We start from the raw sequence: 18,121 nt of genomic DNA on the forward strand, positions 1-18,121 counted from the left end.
TTTCTACTATATTTATTCCATTGTAACAAAATAAATATAATATTTCTATATTTGTAAAATATTTTTAAATGAAATCATCAGCTGCATGTACACTTTGTTGCAATGTTTCCATCATATTTTTAGCTTCATGAGCATTTTCTTTTACTTTTGCACCAAGACTTGCCGCCTCTTCTGTCCTTTCTAAAACCAGTTTTGAATCACTGGAAATGTGTCCAATACTGTCTACAATAGAATTATTAGACTCTAAAATATCATTAATACTCCTGTATATCTCAGAAACATTACTGTTTAATTCTTCCATACTTGATCCGATTTGTTTAAATTGTTCATTTGCGCTGATAATATCTTCTCTTTCCTTTTCTGATGCATCAACTACATTTTTAACTGTAGCCTTGGCATTATCGGCATTGTTGTATAGTTCTGAAACAATAGCCTGAATTGACTCAGTAAGAGTTCTTGTTTCATCGGCAAGTTTTCTGATTTCATCGGCAACTACCGCAAAGCCTCTTCCGGCTTCACCTGCTCTGGCACTTTCTATAGAAGCATTTAATGCCAAAAGATTTGTCTGACTTGATATATTAATAATCTCCGAAGTCATATTTGCAACTTCTTCAGCATTTTTTATAAGCCCATCTACAGACTCTACAACTTTTCTGTTTGCCTCAGAAGTTTCCTCTGACTGCTTAATAAGTTTGGTCGCAACCCTCATTCCACCCTCTACAGCCTCTTTTGATTTATCTGATAAGGCGATTAAAATATCTGACTTATCCTTGGTATCCTGAATCATATTTTGAATTTCTTCAGTTTTCTGAGTCTGACTGGCAATACTTTGAGTATTTCTATCATTATAGTTTGAAATATCAGATAAAAGCTGTGTTGTCATATCAATGTCACTGCTTAATACATCCATATTATCATTAACTTCAACTGTGTTTTTCTTAACGGAGTCCACCACTGATAAAACTGTATCTAAAAGAGTCTGGCTTTTTTCCTGTTCTTCCTTAATGCTTTTTTCCTTTTTAAAATTATTATGGTTAGACATTTTTGTTGTCTGACAAATAGCAATAAGAAAAATAATAACAGAGCCTAACCTTAACATTATTATAGGAACCTCAACATCTAATCCGGATCTGAAATGTTTTAAAAATGTTGCTATATAAAAAACGTCAACTATATTTATAACAGAAAAAACCGAAGCTGTAATCATAATAAATTTAAAGTCAAAATACAAAACGTACATTATTATAATAGGAAAAGCCAAAACAAACATGTGGTCATTGCTTGTTGTAAAATTTGAAAAAGCATATAAAACCGCAAATCCAATCATTGTTATATAGCGAAAATGCATAGGCCAGTTCTTTGCGGAAACTATTGATATTCCCAGAGTAATCAAGGTGATAATTATAGCGCCTGCTGTGGTTAATATCGAGAATCCTCCCTTAAAAAAAGCCGACAGATATCCTGCAACTATACAAATATCGATAATAATAGTAATTATTACCGCAAATTTATTTACATTATCTAAAAATTCTCTATCAGAATTACCCATATAAAACCTCCCTAATAATATCACTAATCAAACCTAACAAAAAAATAGCTACAAAGGTTATATCGTCAGAAACATTTTTTTTACTAATGTCATATATGCCTGTAAACCTACCAATAAAAAAGGTGATGCAAAATGCATCACCCCAAAAATCTTTTGAATTATCCAACTTTTACTCTTTTAACTGCTGAGTAGTTAGAATAATATCTTTTATTATTTACGACTTTGTAACACCTGACCTTAACATAATAAGTTCGTTTTGACTTTAATTTTGAAATCGTCTTAGAAATGGTCTTACTATTTGAAAGGGTTACATACTTTTTATTTTTACTAAAATTTTTATCTGTAGAGTATACAAACTGATAGCCTTTAATATTTGTCTGTTTGTTAACTTCTAATTTAAAAGCCTTCTTTAAAGACTTTAATGTCTTAATTGTAGTGGATTTTGGAATAATTTTAAAAGTTTTTGTCACACTTCCACTATAATAGGTCTTAAATTTTATGGTTACACTACCTGTTCCAACTTTTATATTAGATTTGTAGGAAATAGTGTAATATTTTGAGCTTATTGTTTTTTTCTTTGAATCCTTTATGGTAACTGCCGGTTTTTTTGCTTTATTGTTATATACAAAAGTTGTGTTTTTTAAAGTTACCGTGGCTATTTTTTTTATGGTGGTGGTCTTTTTTACATCACCACAAGCACTACACACTTCTTTAATACAGCCATCTTTTTTGGTATCTGCTTTTGTAATAACTGTTTTATAATTATGTCCCGTAGGGGGAATTTCTATACTTTTTTCCTGACTATATTCATTATCATATAATTTCACATAGGCCTGATATTTAATATAACCAGATGTCCTACAGCCTGCGGCTTCTTTAGAAAGCACTTTTACTTTAGCATTCATATTGTATATACTATACTCCAAATCCTGATTACATATTAAATCTAATGTAGCTGTTTTACCATCATCTGACCAGTAAAAGACCGGCTCATAATCATAGGTTGTATTAGATTTTTTTGTATAGGCCTTGATTCTAAAGGATACCGTTTCATTATCATTTAAATCTACATATTCCTTGTTATTGTATAAAAAGCTTTGGTTATTTGAAGTTTCATTATATGTATAATACCAAGTGGATTTAATACTTTTTGAAGCCAATAAACTAACTGAATTGTCTTCATAACCGGATTTTGACAAGGTAATAACAACAGAATACTTCTCACCATGTTTTACATTTACCGGATGATTTAATTTAATGGTGTGAAAGCCTTTTGCAAAAAAAGTTTCACTTGTAGTTGCCGAAGAAACCAAAGCACCACTTTCAGGATTTTCATCAGACAGAATATTTTTGTATATATTTACTGTTACCTTTGTATTGGTAGAATATGTAGCCACTCCTACGGCTTCAATATCTTCTGTGTAAGAATCTCCCATTGCCTGATAAATATTGGCAGCTTTTAAATTTCCACTTAAAGATGTATAAGATTTTGAAAAATCCATTGTGCCATCATATTGATAATTATAATCATAATTATCTGCAGGCTCCACATCATAGGTCACAGCGGTATTATATTTTCTTAACATTTTATCACTATAAGACAGATAAAAGCAGCCGTTTTCATCGGCCATAGTAGTATTTTTTCCCCAGCTGTTTAAAATAATCCAGGCACCATCACTTTTTGGTTGTCTTCCTTCTTTAAAATTGGATGCACTAAAATTATCATCCCACCCAACTACAGTAACAATATGTGGCCCCTGGGAAATTGTGTAATCTGCATAATATGCATTTGTATCAGGGTTATAATAATTTTTTTTGTTATTTGCCACATCCATAAAAACAGAAGTTGCACCATATTCCATTATATATTTTTTTATTTCATTAGTATCTTCTATTGAATACCACTCGGAATTTTGAAGATGTGCTAATGTATCATTGGCATCATAGGATGATAAAATATTTAATTCTTCGTCATTTACACTTTTTATTTCATTATAATTTTTAGGATCCTTTTCTTCAGAATAAATTCCCTGCCAACTTGCCAAAACCAGGGCATTAAAAATAGGATTCCCGCCATCATTTAGGTAATTTCCTATTATTGCATTAGAGTCATTCTTGGTAAGATCTAATGGATCGCTTTGCCTGTTATATTCAAAATATGCCATTTGAAGTTGTGAAATATTTAAGTTTTCATAATTGAAACTGTCATCATTTAACATATCAAAGGATATTACATTACAGGCAGAAAAAGCCCAACAGGTTCCAAAAATTCCCTGATCACTAACCTTTGGACGTTTCTTTTCTTCAATGGAATTATATCTTTCAGGAATAGAAGAAGCAGATTTTGCCACACCGTCAAATAAAACCTTGTTTTGACCATAAACTTTCCCGTCTTCTCTACTTTCATGTACACTTTCATTTTCTGTGCCAATATATTTTGCACCATAGACACTTTCATTTTCACTATTGTCTAAATTATCCGTTAAATCTTCTACCACAATATCATCACCAAAATCTACATCTTTTTCAGTAATGGTCTTTGCGTTTAATCTTAAAGGAAAAACGAAAAAAAACAACATCAAAAAAAAGCCTGCCATACATCTTTTTTTCACTACAACTTCCTCCTCTTTTTCTTATTATCCTATTATTTTATTATCCTGTATTTTTCTTAAAATAATCTTAGAAGTAAAGTGATTTTGTTTATTATATTATTTTTAGAAAAATTTTTCAAAAAAACATACATTAATTTTTTGTAAATTATGCATTACTTGGAGGTTGAAAAATCGCACCGGGGCTTTACTTCCGGTGCGATTTAAATTTTGAAAATTTTCTACTATTTAGTTTTAACTTTTTTAACCAAAGACCAGGCTGAATAATAATTCTTTTTATTTACCTTTTTATAGGTTCTAACCTTTACATAATATGTAGTTTTTGCCTTAAGCTTAGAAATGGTCTTACTTAGTGTTGTATTTTTTGAAATTGTTACGTATTTATTGTTCTTACTAAAGTTTTTGCTTGTAGAATATATTATCTGATATCCACTAGTCTGGCTTACCTGTTTGTTAAGGGCTAATTTAAAGCCTTTATTTAAAGCACTTAGTTTTTTAATGCTTGTGGACTTAGGTAATATACTAAAACTTTTTGTAACTTTTCCACTATAATAGGTTTTAAAGGTAATGGTTACACTGCCTGTTCCCACATTTTTATTTGATTTGTAGGAAAGAGTGTAATATTTTGAATTTATTGTCTTTCCTGCAGAATCTTTAACTGTAACCTGTGGTTTTATGGCTTTTCCTGTACATATATAAGAACTTTTAGATAGATTTATTTTACTTATCTTATTTATTTTTGTGCTGGATTTAACATCACCACATAAACTACAAACTTCCTCTATAAGTCCATCCTTACTTACGGTGGCTTTAGTTATTTTTGTTACATAGTCATGTTCTTCTTCAACTGCTTTTTTTGTATAAGCTTTTATTCTAAAGGAGTAAGACTCAAATCCATCCTCCTTTATTAAGTCATAAAAGGTACCATTGTCATATACAAAACTTTGGTTCTTTGCTGTGTTATTATATGTATGATACCATGATCCATCCTCTGTTGAAGAAAGAATAAATTCAACCTCATTATCTTCATAGCCTGACTTAGACAAAGTAACTACAACCGAATATTTCTCTCCATGTTTGATATTTACCGGGTTTTTTAATTTTATGGTATGAAAGCCCCCTGTACTGATTTTTTGTTGGGTAGTTGCCTCTTTTACCAAACTGCCACTTAAGGGATTGGTAGTATCAGTAATATTTTTATAAATTTCCACTTTTACATTAGTATTAGTTGTGAAAATTCCAACTCCAACTGCTTCAATGTTTTCATAAGCAGAATCGCCCTTTGCTTCATATATATTAGCAGCTGTCAAACTCCCTTCATCTTTTAGACCACCTAAATTCATAGTGCCATCATATTGATAATTGTAGTCATAATTATCAATCGGTTCCACATCATAGGTAACCACTGTGTCCAATTCTTTAAATTTTGGATCTTCATAAGAAAGATAAAAACAACCATTTTCGTCAGACAAGTTGCGATTACTTCCCCAGCTGTTTAATATTATCCATGCTCCATCATTTTGGGGCTGATTTCCCTCTTTGAAATTTGATGCTTTAAAATTATCATCCCAGCCTACTAGGGTTACGGAATGACCACCTAAAATATCATCATAGTCAGTTGTATAGTATGCATTAGTTTCAGCATTATAATAATCAGTGTAATTCGGGGGAACATCAATAGAAACAGCAACTGCTCCGTATTTCCTTACAGCATTTTTTATTTCATCCGTATCCTCCACCGATAACCAATCAGAATTTTGAAGATGTGCTAAAGTGTCGTTTGCATCAATTTTTGAAAGAGCTTCCATAACAGAAACACCATCTTGTGGCACGTCACTGTATTTTACAGGGTCATTATTCTCATCGTAAATTCCCTGCCAGCTTGCTAAAACCAGTGCATTAAACATTTCATTACCACCGGATTCCAAATATGTATCCGTGACACCATTTGTATCGCCGGTTGTCAGATGTAAAGGGTCATCCTGTCTGTTATATTCAAAATATGCCATTTGAAGTTCTGATAAATTTAGTGAATCATAATTAAATTCGTTACTATTTAACATATCAAAAGAAATCACATTGCAGGCTGAAAAAGCCCAACAGGTATTCTTGTTGCCCTGGTCAACTACCCCTGCATTTTTCATACTTTCTAAAGAATTAAAACGCTCTGGTAAAATAGAAGCAGATTTTGCAACACCATCAAGCAAAATTTTTCCTTTTTCATATATATTTCCACTGGCAGTTTTTTCATGAACACTCTTGTTTTCCATTTTAATATAGTGTTCTCCATATTTAGTGTCATTATTTGACGAATAGTATTTTTTTATGTGATTAGAAAAATAATCATCAGAAAGTGAATTGCTATTTTTCGATGTTTTTGCATCAGCTTTCAAGGGCAAAAAAGAACATACAAAAATAAGCAGTAAAAAATAAATAATCAAACTTTTTTTCTTCATTACATAATCCTCCTTGTGTTTTTTTATCCGACCTTTAGTATAAAAATATCAATTTGCATAATTATATTATAATTGGTACATCTTTCCCATAAAATGACAAGGAACTTTTTCTTATATTTTTATATATTTAACTTCCCGAACTTACTTATCTTTACTCTATTTCTTAATTTTTAAAAATATTAAAAAATAAATTATTAAAAAATCTGCAGAGTTTTCACATTTTTTATAGAAAAAACTCTGCTGTTAAAAAAAATTATTTACTTTTATTTAGTTTTTACTTTCATTGTCTTTGACCAGTAAGAATAATATTTCTTCTTTCCCACATTTTTATATGCTCTTACCCTTACATAGTAAATTCTATTCTTTCTAAGTTTTCTAACTATTTTAGTTGTCTGTAGATTATTTTTTATAACCAGACGCTTTTTATTTTTGTTAAAATGTCTATCTGTTGAATAGAATATTTCATATCCGCTGGCACTGGTATTTCTTACTAATGAAATCTTAAATCCTCTTGTTAGTGATTTAAGTGCTTTTATTCCGGTTTTCTTAGGGCGGATTTTAAATGTCTTTGATACACTACCTTTATATCTGCCTCTAAATTTAATTGTTACCTTTGCTTTTCCGGCACTTCTATTATTTGCATATCTTACTTTGTAATATTTGGATTTGATTATTTTTCCTTTTGAGTCTTTAACTGTAACTCCCGGTTTTATGGCTTTTCCACTATATACAAAGGATTTAGCAGATAACTTTACACTTTTTATTTTATTAATTGTTATATAAGAAGTCTTTCCACATAAACTGCAAACCTTTTTGATTTTTCCATTATGTCTGGTATCAGCTTTTTTTACAACAACATATTTAAATTCATGTTTTTTCTCTTTTATCTTTTTTGTAAAAGCTTTGATTCTCACTGATAAATCAGATGTTTGAGAGCTTTTTTTAAGATCATAAACCCTGTTTCCTAAAATAAAGCTTTGGTTATAGCCTGTTTCATTATTTGTTTTATACCAGCTTCCATTTCTATTACTGCTGCTTCCTGCAAGAATTCCAACGGTGTTATTTTTATAACCGGATTTTGTTAATGTAACTACTATTGCAAATCTTGAGCCTTTTTTGGCAATAACCGGCTTTTTAAGTTTAATAGTATGAAAGCCCATATGTTTTATTGTTTTTTTGGTAGTAGCTTTAGAAACCAGTTTTCCGCTTTTTGGATTTGAAGCTTTCTCTATATTTTTATAAACTTCAACCTTTACTGTTGTATTAACACTTGCTGTTGCAATACCTATTGCTTCTATACTTTCTAATACATTACCTTTAACAACAAATTCATTAGCAGCTTTTAACTTCTTATTTGCATAAAAGCCCATATCAAGGCTAAAATCGCCATCATATTGATAATTATAGTCATAATTATTTTTCTTGCCTAACTCATAAGTTGCTACATTAGAAAGGGTTTTATCACAGTAAGATATACGAAAACATCCTTTACTATCAGCAAAATAGGTGTTTTTTCCCCAGCTGTTTAAAGCAATCCAGGCACCGTTTTTTGATGGCTGTTTTTTAAAATTGCTATTTGAATAGTTGTCATCCCAACCTACTAAAGTTACCTCATGCAAGCTGTTTAAATTATTTGTATTATCTTTATAGAATGCATTGTTTTTCGGATTTAAGTAGTTAATATCCGCATCAACTGTTACAGAAACAGCTCCATTTTTCATAATGGCTTTTTTAATCTCCTGAGTATCTGAAGCAGACATCCAGTCGGAGTTTTCAAGATGAGCAATACTGGTTTTATAAGAATTTCTTTTTTTAAGCTTTTTAAATGAAGAATCCTTATAATTCTTAATTTTGCTGTAGGCTTTTGGGTCTGTGCTTTCTTTATAGATTCCTGCCCAGGTTGAAAGAAACAGGGAATTCATAAAAGAATTTCCACCGCTAAAAAAATCATTCTTACCATAATTTGCGGTATTTTTCACACCCATATGGGTATTTTTATCTTCACCTGTAAGCTTTAAGGAATCGTTTTGCCTGTTGAATTCGTAATAAGCAAGCTGTGTTTCAGATAAATTCAGGGAATTGTATTTGAATTTTGAGCTGTTAAGCATATAAATAGACATAGCATTTGTTGCTGCAAATGCCCAACAGGTATTTTTCTTTCCCTGATTAGCTACTTTAGGTGCTTTTTTTACTTTTAAAGTATTGTAGGATGATGGCAGATTTGAAGCCTTTGAATATGGACTGGCAAATCCCTTAGGTACTTCTTCTGATAATTTACCATTGCTTAATTCTTCATTGACACTTGGAATATCTATGTCAATAACTTCAGCACCACTTTGACTTTTTTTCTTGACATTGTTTTCGTCATAAACTTTCTCAAGCCTTGGTTTGTCATATGTCTCTTCTTGTTCATCCTGGCTGATGGTAGTTTCCATTGCCATGGCAGTCACTGGATTTATGCTTTCTAAAAGCATAATCAGAGACAAAATAATAATTGGTATTTTTCTTTTTTTCATTTTTCTTTTTTCCTCCAAATTTTTATTATCCTAGATTTAATACATATTAATGTTTTATCTAACTTTTGTCAAAAAAAATTATATTTTGTCTCTGATATTTAAATATTATTGTTTAAGTTTTTCTACAAAATCTGCCATAACTTCGGAAATTTTTATCTGCTGAGGACAGACTTCTTCACAGTTTCTACAGGCCTCACAGGCTTGTGGTCTTTTATCTTCCGGAAATTCCGATACCTTCATTTGTACAAAGAAGGCATTTCCTGTAAATTTTAATTCATTATATAAAGCAATTAAATCCGGTATCTTTAATTCATGTGGACAGCCGCTTAGACAGTATCCGCAGCCCGTACAACCTATAATTTTATTTGCCAAAAGACTTTTTACCACATCATTTACAGCAACTTTTTCTTCAATGTTTAAAGGCTTTTTTTCTTCAAAAGTCTTAATATTTTCCTCTAACTGATTCATATCTGACATACCGGAAAGTATCATTTTAACTGATGGAATTGTCTGTAAAAATCTAAATCCCCAGGCAGGTATAGTTTCATCAGGTCTTTGTTTTTTTAAAATAGCCTCCTGCTCATCAGTAAGTTTAGAAAGCCTTCCTCCTCTTAAAGGTTCCATTACCCAGATTGGTATATTATATTTTTCCAGTAATTCTATTTTTTCTCTTGCTTTTTGGAAACTGTAATCTAAATAATTAAGCTGTATCTGACAAAATTCCATGTCTTTACCATATTTTTTTAAAAATCTTTCCATAGTTTCAAGATTTCCATGGGTAGAAAAGCCTAAATGTACTATTCTTCCCTTATCTTTTTGCTCTTTTAAATAGGAAAAAACTCCGTATTGTTCATCCATATAAGCATCAATATTTGCTTCACACACATTGTGAAAAAGATAAAAATCAAAATAATCCACCTGAAGTTTTTCTAACTGTTTTTCAAAAGTTTCTTTTGGTTTTTTTATATTATTAATGTCATAACCCGGAAATTTCGTTGCCAGATAAAAACTTTTTCTGTCATAATTTTTAAGAATTTTCCCCATTACTATTTCAGAATTTCCCATATGATATCCGAAAGCCGTATCATAATAATTGATACCGTTTTTCATGGCATATTCCACCATTTTTGCAGTGCTTTTTTCATCAATTTTCCCTGCATCATTATCCAGGGTAGGAAGGCGCATGGCTCCAAATCCCAAGCCCGATAACTTAATCTCCTTATAATCGTTGTAATACATAGTACTCCTCCTTTTATTTAATTACCCATTTTTGCAAAACCCTTGCCAGGGTAGGCATATCTATAGGTTTTGAAATATGCTCATTCATTCCGGACTCTATTGCCTCTTGAACATCCTGAGCAAAAGCATTAGCCGTCATTGCTATAATTGGAACATTTTTACAATAGTCCCTTTCTGATTTTCTTACTGTCCTTGTTGCTTCGTATCCATTCATCCCCGGCATTTGAATATCCATTAATACTATGTCATAATATCCATCTTCACATTCTGTTAATTTTTCAACTGCCAAACTTCCGTCTTCCACCCAGTCAACCCTGATTTTGGAAAGGGATAATATTTCTCTGGCTATCTCCGCATTTAATTCATTATCCTCCACCAGCAATACCCTGTAATCCGAAAGATCCATTTCTTTAAAATCAAAGAGAGGTTCTTCTTCTTTTTTCTCTATTTTATTTTTATTTATAAGAGAATCAAATACCCTGATTATATTTGATTTAAAAAGAGGCTTACTAATAAAGGCATCCGCTTTTGATTCATCATATTCATCTTTTGTATAAGCCCAGTTATAATCGGCTACTACCGTATATATGTCTTTTGAATATTTTTTTATCTCTTTTGATATATCATATCCTGACATATCCCACAAAGATGCATTTATCATCACTGCAAGGTAATCACCGTCAACAGCCTCTTCTATGGCTTCAAAACCGGAATATACATTTTTTGTAATAAAGCCGATATTTTCCAGATAATTACTTACTACCTCCACATTTACAGGATTATCCCCTACCACGAGGATTTTTTTACCTTCAAAAATTCTATATTCCGCCTTGTTTTCCTGCTTTATGTTCAGATAAAAGGTTATGGTAAATTTAGATCCTTTATTTAACTTACTTTCAACCTTTATATCTCCTCCCATCATTCTGACTATATTTCTGGTTATTGCCATACCCAGTCCTGTTCCCTGAATTCTTCTTACTCTTTTATCCTCTGCTCTTGAAAATGCATCAAATATTTTCTCCACATATTCTTTGGACATTCCTATTCCATTATCTTCTACTATAAACTCATAACAGGCAAGTTTTTCCTTATTTGTAGGCTTTTCTGAAAGACAGATATGGATACTTCCCTTTTCCGGTGTATATTTTATGGCATTTCCCAATATATTTGTAAATACCTGCTGAATCCTTAAGCTGTCTCCTAAAACCTCCTCATGTTCTACATTAGAAACTGTTACTATTAATTCCTGATTTTTCTTTAAAATTAGAGTCTTATTCATATTCAAAAGATTGTCAAACAATTCTGAAAGATTAAATTCCTCTTCTGCCAGATCCACCTTGCCGGATTCAATTTTACTCATATCAAGTACTTCATTTATAAGTCCCAGTAAATGGTCACTGGCAATGGTTATTTTTGAAAGACAATCGCAAAGCTTTTCCTTATTGTCAAGATTTGTCTTGGCAATGGCTGTCATACCAATTATGGCATTCATAGGAGTTCTTATATCATGGGACATATTTGCAAGGAAATTGGACTTTGCTCTGTTGGCAGCCTCGGCAGAACTAAAGGCATCCACCAGTGCTTTTTCCTGAAGTTTTTCCTTTTTTATCATTTCTCCCACATCTCTGGAACCGATAACTGCAACTTTTCTTCCACTGTTTCTTTCAACATAAACTATATGACATTGAATATAGGTAATTTCTCCCTTTCCTTTTTTAGTATAAATAATGTCAAAGGTATTATCATCGGATTTAAGATTTTCTAAAGATAAAGCCTCCATAAATTCTTCTCTGTCTCCGGCTTCAACAATTTCTTTACAAAACTGTGCCACGGTTTTATCCCATAAACCGTTATTCTTTCGGATATAGGAAGCTACCAGCTCCCCATCTTCATTACTGCTTCTATAGGACATTACTTTATTGTTTTCATAATCCACAAGCAATACGGAATAATATTCTTCTCCAAGACCTTCAATTATCTCTCTGGTATCTTCTCTTCTTTTTTCTTCTTCTATTTCATCATCAATTACCCTTGAAAGAGTAACTGCATAAATATCCCCACCGGTATTATCTATGTAAATAGACCTGGTTTCTACCCAGTGTATATTTTCATCATCTCCCATTTGAGTATGTCTTAATACTCTTCCATTTCCTCCTGCTAAAAACTCTGAAAGCATTGCCTTTCTGGAAAAATATCTTAAAAATTCCTTTTTATGTTTTTCATTAAAAATTGTGGCAGCTCCCATTTCCACCAGCTCATCTATTGTGCCTTTAGTAGGTGCAGCATGAATAATATATTTATCATGGGAAAGTACCTGATAAGTATTTTTTGTAAGATTTAAAAATATACCTAAGGGATATACAGTGCTTGCAGCTGCAGAAAGCAGTTTAAGATTAATCTCTAATTGCTCCTGTTTTTCTTTTTCCTGATTTATGTCCCTTATGGCCACAATAAATGTTTTTAAATTTCCATTTTTGTCCCTGTCCACTTCTATAACATAAATCTGACTCCAGCCCAAAATATTTCCGTAAAAATCCTCCATCACGGATTTTTCCCCTTTAAGCCTTTCATCTATGGTGGATAAATCGAGAAATTCTCTTATTTTTTTTGTAAATTCCGGAGATACCACTTTTCCTGCTATGCTTTTTATCCTTTTTGTATAGATACCCTTTTCTCCGATTATATTATGAATAAAAGGTATGGAGGAAAGTTCTTCATAGGTATTATTTGTTAAATCAACATAATAGGTGGCATAATAGATTTTACTCATTATATCTATAAGCCTTTCCCTGTCATGCATTTGCTTTTGTATTTTGCGTTCTTCGTCACTTAAAGATAAATCTTTAAAAATTTCCTCCACCAAAATAAGAGCTTTTGTGCATAAGCCTTTTTCATCAAAGGAAACTGCAGTAACAGTCATTTTACTAAACTGATGTCTGTTTTTTAGGCACACTTTCGTCTCTGCTTTTTCAAAACCATTTTCTATTTTATTTAACATATTGGAAAATTCATGGATAAAATGTGGTTTAATAAATTCACCTGCGAAACTTTCCGGCATGTCTGCCATAAAAGTATCACAGTTAAAAACAACCTTAGAGGTGTCCGGAATTAGAGCAAGCTTCTTTTGAGGATAATAAACAAGGGCATAAATTCCCATAGAAGCCATGGCTTTGAAAGAAGCTTCTTCACTTATTATATAGCTTTCATTCTCATAAACATATTCTTTCATAAGCAAACCTCAACAATTGTCTTTTTTATTGAAAAAATTTTCCCTGTTTTTAAAGATAGTACTTGTTATAGAAGTTAATAAACCTTGTCTAATAGTTTTCGGAATATTTTCGCTTTAAGAAAAGGGCAAAATCATATAAAAATGACTTGCCCTTTTTATTCGGATTTTGCATATTAATGTATCAGCTGTTTTTTGCAAATCCATTTTATTTTTCTAAAGGTTAAGAAAAACTATTACTAAATTTAGCTCTTAGTCTCCTTCAATTACCTGTCGTCTTACCTTAAGCAAGAAGGAAGAAGAAACACTAAGTTCATCAATTCCCATTTCAAGGAAACGACTTGTAAGTGTGGTATCCGCTCCTAATTCGCCGCAGATTCCCACCCAGATGCCTTCTTTATGACCATTATCTATAGCCATTTTTATCAGTCTTAAAACTGCTTCGTGATGAGTATCCGTAAATAGCTCCAACTTAGGATTTTGACGGTCTGCCGCCAAAGTATATTGAATAAGGTCGTTGGTTCCAATGCTGAAAAAGTCTACTTCTTTTGCCAAAAGATCGCTGATTACTGCTGATGCCGGTGTTTCAATCATTATTCCCTGACTGAATTTTCCATATCCAACTCCTGCAGCATCCAGTTCTTTTTTTACTTCCTCCACCAGATCCTTAATTCGTCTTACTTCATCCACTGAAATAATCATTGGATACATAATAGCTATGTTTCCGTAAGCACTGGCACGAATAAGTGCCCTTAGCTGGGTTTTAAATATTTCCGGTCTTGTAAGACATAAACGAATAGCACGAAGTCCCATAGCAGGATTATCTTCTTTTTCCAAATCAAAATAATCCACCTGTTTATCAGCCCCGATATCCAGGGTACGGATAACTACAAGCTTTCCGGCCATCATCTCTGCCACTGTTTTGTAAGCTTGAAATTGTTCTTCTTCGCTTGGATAATCATCCGTTCCAAGATATAAAAATTCACTTCTGAAAAGACCGATTCCCTCAGCATCATTTTCCAAAGCAGCCGCTACATCAGATACATTTCCGATATTTGCAAAAAGTTTAATTTTTTTACCGGACTTACTTATGGTTTCTTTACCCTTATATTGTTGTAATAACTGCTGCTTTTCTTTTTGTTCCAGTAATTTTTTGTTATATTTATCAAGCTCTTGGCTCGTTGGATCTACGATAAATATTCCTTCATTTCCATCAATAATTCCCATTTTTCCATTCCACTCAGGATCAATTTCAATCTCCACCAAAGCTGGAATGTTCATGGCACGGGCAAGAATAGCCGTATGGGAATTAACAGAACCTTGATGAGTTACAAAGCCTAAAAGGCAACTTTTATCAAGCTGAACCGTCTCACTTGGGGCAAGATTTTCGGCTATTACTATAGAAGGACTCGTTAAGCCCTCATCTTCTTTTCTATTTTCAAGAACTCTGATAACTCTTTCTGATATGTCTATCATATCCGCCGACCTTGCCCTAAAATACTCATCCTCCATTTCAGAAAACATCTTGGCAAAATTATCAGCCGTTGTAGCTACAGCATATTCAGCATTAACCATCTGGGTTTCTATGATATTATAAACAGAATCATTGTAATCATCATCATCTAAAAGCATGGCATGAGTCTCGAAAATGGCTGCATTTGCCTCTCCTACCTCTACAAGAGCCTTTTCATAAATATCATTTAATTCATCAATAGCCTGATCCCTGGCCTTTTTATATCTTTCAATCTCTGCATTTGCATCATCAATCTTAGACCTCTTTACAACAGAAGCCTTTACACCGTAATAATATATTTTGCCTACTGCTATTCCATCATAGACAATTTTTCCGGAAATACATTTGCTCATAACTGCCTCCTTTTCTACAATAGGTAAGCTATTTTAGAAATTCTCTTTAAAGAATTCTTCTAAAGCAACTGCTGCTTCCTCTTCGTTATCTCCTTCTACAGAAATTGTAACAGTCTGTCCTTTTTTTACTCCAAGTTGCATAAGTTGTAATGTCTTTGTAACATCTGCTTCTTTTCCATCTACACCAAGAACTGCTTTTATTCCAAGTTCTTTAACTTTTTTCTTTAATTGTCCTGCTGGACGCGCATGGATACCTACTTCATCTGTAATTGTGTAATTAAATGTCTTCATTTAAAGATCTCCTCCATTTCTTTATAAGTCGGATATGACTCTGCTGCTCCATTTTTTTGAATACTTATACTGCAATAACAATTAGAATAATCAAGTAATTCTTCCAATTGCTCTTTTGTTAGTTTTTCTAAATTATCACGGTTATATCCCTTTTCCAATAATCTATAAAGGAAAGAACCAATAAAAGCATCTCCTGCTCCTGTTGTATCTATGGCTTTGACTTTTTTACAGGGAGATTTTGCTCTTACATCCTTGCATATTGCCAAAGCACCTGCTGATCCCATTGTATAAATAATCATTTTTACTTTGCCGGTGAATAACTGTGGCAATGCTTTTTCAATATCCGTAAGACCTGTTAAAAATTCCAATTCCTCATCAGATACTTTTAATATATCGGCTTCCGGTATAAAATCCCAAACCGCTTTTTTAAGTTCCTCAAGATTCTCCCAGAGATTAAGTCTTAAGTTTGGATCAAAACTAATCAGCATATTTTCCTCGTTGGCATATTTAATAGCCTGCTTATGGGCATCCTTCATAGGAAAATCTCCCAAAGATACTGAGCAAAAATGAAATACATCTGCTCCTTTAAAGATTTCCCGATCTACATCCTCCGGACGATATAACATATCTGCCCCCGGTTTTCTGTAAAAGGAAAATTCTCTGTTTCCATCTTCTTTTAATGCCACAAAGGCAAGTGAGGTATTTGCCGATACGGTTCTTACGATTTTTGAACAGTCAATTGCATAGGATTCAAGCTCATTATAAATTTTATCTCCAAAGGGATCATCTCCCAGCTTGGTTAAAATTACGGATTTTCCTCCCAGTTTGGTAAATGCAACACAGACATTTGCCGGTGCGCCTCCCACTTTTGGTTCAAATCCCTTTACCTTGCTGATGCCTGCTCCAGTCTGCTGTGGAATAAAATCTATCAACGCTTCACCGATAGCAATTAATTTGCACATATACTTTTCCTCACTTTCCATATTTTAGTGTTTAAAGCGTCAGAAACTTTTACATTTATACCATCCTTAGATTCAGGATAATATCTCATTGTCATTACATTTTCTCCCAGATTCACATACACTTCTAATATCGACTTATCCATAAAAAGGCGTAAGTGTTTCAACTCATTTAGCTTCATTTTTCTGGCACTTCTGCCTGCTCCACTTTCATTATTAAATTTTGCACAAAAAACCCCATCTTCAAAACTTAATATTAAATCATCATTTAAGGACACTTTTGCATTTTTTGTATTATCTTCAAAGGTAATTTCACAATCAAAGGAGTAACTATCCACCAGTCCCCCCTCTTTTTTGCAATCTACACTTTCTTCTCGGAGTTTTTCATATTCTTTTATGGGATAGGTATAAAGTTTGTCTCCCACCGTTTTTATGTTTCTAAGAAGAGTAAGGGAATTTTCAAAACCTTCATTTCTGGCTTTTTCATTATGATATGGAGCATCCGGGACTCCTGCCCAGCCTACTATAATATGCCTTCCATCTTCTGTTTTAAAAACCTGTGGTGCATAAAAATCAAAGCCATAATCCCATTCTTTTAGATTATCCATCATAACAGTTTCATCTATTTTTTCATCTGCTAAAGAAAATACATCTTCATCAAAAAGAAAATAACCAGAATGATACATGTTTTGAAGCCTGAATTCCTGATTTTTTGGTCCCTGAGGACACAGTGATAAGACATATTTATTATCAATTTCAAAATAATCCGGACATTCTAACATATAACCCATATCACTTAAGGGAATGTATTTTTTATTTAACTCCCAGTGCATCTTATCATCTGATACATATGAAAGTAAAGCTGCCTTGGAATCTTTTGTCCTGGCTCCTAATAACATATAATATTTACCATTTTTTTTGTAAACTTTTGGATCTCTTACATGACAACTCATGTCTGAAGGATAATCCTTATTTTCCATAAGAACTTTTTTTTGAGAAAAATTTACACCGTCATTGCTTTCAATATATATGACATTGTGCTCTCTTCCCTCGTTTATATAATCAAAATCTCCCGGTTTTTTTACATTTCCGGTATAGAATATTTCCATTTTCCCATCATCTGTAAAACAGCAACCGGAGTAGGCTCCACTAAGGTCTCTTTTTGTATCGGGATGTATGGGCATCCCTTCATATTTCCAGTTTAACAGGTCTTTTGAAGTATAATGTCCCCATCCTCTTTCTTTCCAATCCGGTGAATATTGAAAAAAAATGTGATAGGTTCCCTTAAAAAAACATGTTCCATTTGGATCATTAAGCCATCCCTTTGGTGGCATCAAATGATTTATATGTCTGTAGCTTTCTTTAGCCATATCTGCCTCCGTTTTGTACTTATAGCTGTTTCCTAAAACA

10 protein-coding genes are annotated in these 18,121 nt (G+C 32.6%); all 10 read right to left on the reverse strand.

Annotation, left to right across the window (positions count from 1 at the left end; genetic code table 11):
* Positions 1-64: 64 nt before the first annotated feature.
* On the reverse strand, positions 65-1,549 hold the full coding sequence (locus tag BM153_RS08410) for a methyl-accepting chemotaxis protein (protein WP_092872675.1): 1,485 nt from the start codon (positions 1,547-1,549) through the stop codon (positions 65-67).
* A 158-nt stretch (positions 1,550-1,707) separates the two neighbouring features.
* Positions 1,708-4,161: a lectin like domain-containing protein gene (locus tag BM153_RS08415; RefSeq protein WP_092872677.1), complete on the reverse strand. Its 2,454-nt coding sequence runs from the start codon at positions 4,159-4,161 to the stop codon at positions 1,708-1,710.
* A gap of 221 nt (positions 4,162-4,382) precedes the next feature.
* A complete protein-coding gene (locus BM153_RS08420) occupies positions 4,383-6,614 on the reverse strand; it encodes a C1 family peptidase (RefSeq protein ID WP_092872679.1) in 2,232 nt (743 codons plus the stop codon).
* Between the two features lie 263 nt (positions 6,615-6,877).
* Positions 6,878-9,130: a lectin like domain-containing protein gene (locus BM153_RS08425; RefSeq protein ID WP_092872681.1), complete on the reverse strand. Its 2,253-nt coding sequence runs from the start codon at positions 9,128-9,130 to the stop codon at positions 6,878-6,880.
* A gap of 105 nt (positions 9,131-9,235) precedes the next feature.
* Positions 9,236-10,369: an aldo/keto reductase gene (locus BM153_RS08430; protein WP_092872683.1), complete on the reverse strand. Its 1,134-nt coding sequence runs from the start codon at positions 10,367-10,369 to the stop codon at positions 9,236-9,238.
* A 13-nt stretch (positions 10,370-10,382) separates the two neighbouring features.
* Entirely contained in the window at positions 10,383-13,598 is a 3,216-nt protein-coding gene (locus BM153_RS08435; RefSeq protein ID WP_092872685.1) for a hybrid sensor histidine kinase/response regulator, read from the reverse strand.
* A 249-nt stretch (positions 13,599-13,847) separates the two neighbouring features.
* Positions 13,848-15,461 (reverse strand): phosphoenolpyruvate--protein phosphotransferase, encoded by a 1,614-nt coding sequence (ptsP, locus tag BM153_RS08440; RefSeq protein WP_092872687.1) that lies wholly within the window; start codon positions 15,459-15,461, stop codon positions 13,848-13,850.
* A gap of 33 nt (positions 15,462-15,494) precedes the next feature.
* The gene (locus tag BM153_RS08445) at positions 15,495-15,752 is read right to left on the reverse strand and encodes an HPr family phosphocarrier protein (protein WP_092872689.1); all 258 of its coding nucleotides are present in this window, start codon (positions 15,750-15,752) and stop codon (positions 15,495-15,497) included.
* On the reverse strand, positions 15,749-16,714 hold the full coding sequence (locus BM153_RS08450) for a carbohydrate kinase family protein (protein ID WP_092872691.1): 966 nt from the start codon (positions 16,712-16,714) through the stop codon (positions 15,749-15,751). The genes BM153_RS08445 and BM153_RS08450 overlap by 4 nt, the downstream gene beginning before the upstream one ends.
* Positions 16,702-18,081 (reverse strand): glycoside hydrolase family 32 protein, encoded by a 1,380-nt coding sequence (locus BM153_RS08455; protein ID WP_092872693.1) that lies wholly within the window; start codon positions 18,079-18,081, stop codon positions 16,702-16,704. Before BM153_RS08455 ends, BM153_RS08450 begins: the two co-directional genes overlap by 13 nt.
* Between the last annotated feature and the right edge of the window lie 40 nt (positions 18,082-18,121).

It is taken from the genome of Acetitomaculum ruminis DSM 5522 (genome assembly GCF_900112085.1).
Classification (GTDB): Bacteria; Bacillota; Clostridia; order Lachnospirales; family Lachnospiraceae; genus Acetitomaculum; species Acetitomaculum ruminis.

Bases quoted from the DNA above. Each gene is read 5' to 3' on its own strand.
- BM153_RS08410 (WP_092872675.1), bottom strand. From the start codon at position 1,549: ATGGGTAATTCTGATAGAGAATTTTTAGATAATGTAAATAAATTTGCG.
- BM153_RS08420 (WP_092872679.1), bottom strand. From the start codon at position 6,614: ATGAAGAAAAAAAGTTTGATTATTTATTTTTTACTGCTTATTTTTGTA.
- BM153_RS08425 (WP_092872681.1), bottom strand. From the start codon at position 9,130: ATGAAAAAAAGAAAAATACCAATTATTATTTTGTCTCTGATTATGCTT.
- BM153_RS08430 (WP_092872683.1), bottom strand. From the start codon at position 10,369: ATGTATTACAACGATTATAAGGAGATTAAGTTATCGGGCTTGGGATTT.
- BM153_RS08435 (WP_092872685.1), bottom strand. From the start codon at position 13,598: ATGAAAGAATATGTTTATGAGAATGAAAGCTATATAATAAGTGAAGAA.
- ptsP (WP_092872687.1), bottom strand. From the start codon at position 15,461: ATGAGCAAATGTATTTCCGGAAAAATTGTCTATGATGGAATAGCAGTA.
- BM153_RS08445 (WP_092872689.1), bottom strand. From the start codon at position 15,752: ATGAAGACATTTAATTACACAATTACAGATGAAGTAGGTATCCATGCG.
- BM153_RS08450 (WP_092872691.1), bottom strand. From the start codon at position 16,714: ATGTGCAAATTAATTGCTATCGGTGAAGCGTTGATAGATTTTATTCCA.
- BM153_RS08455 (WP_092872693.1), bottom strand. From the start codon at position 18,081: ATGGCTAAAGAAAGCTACAGACATATAAATCATTTGATGCCACCAAAG.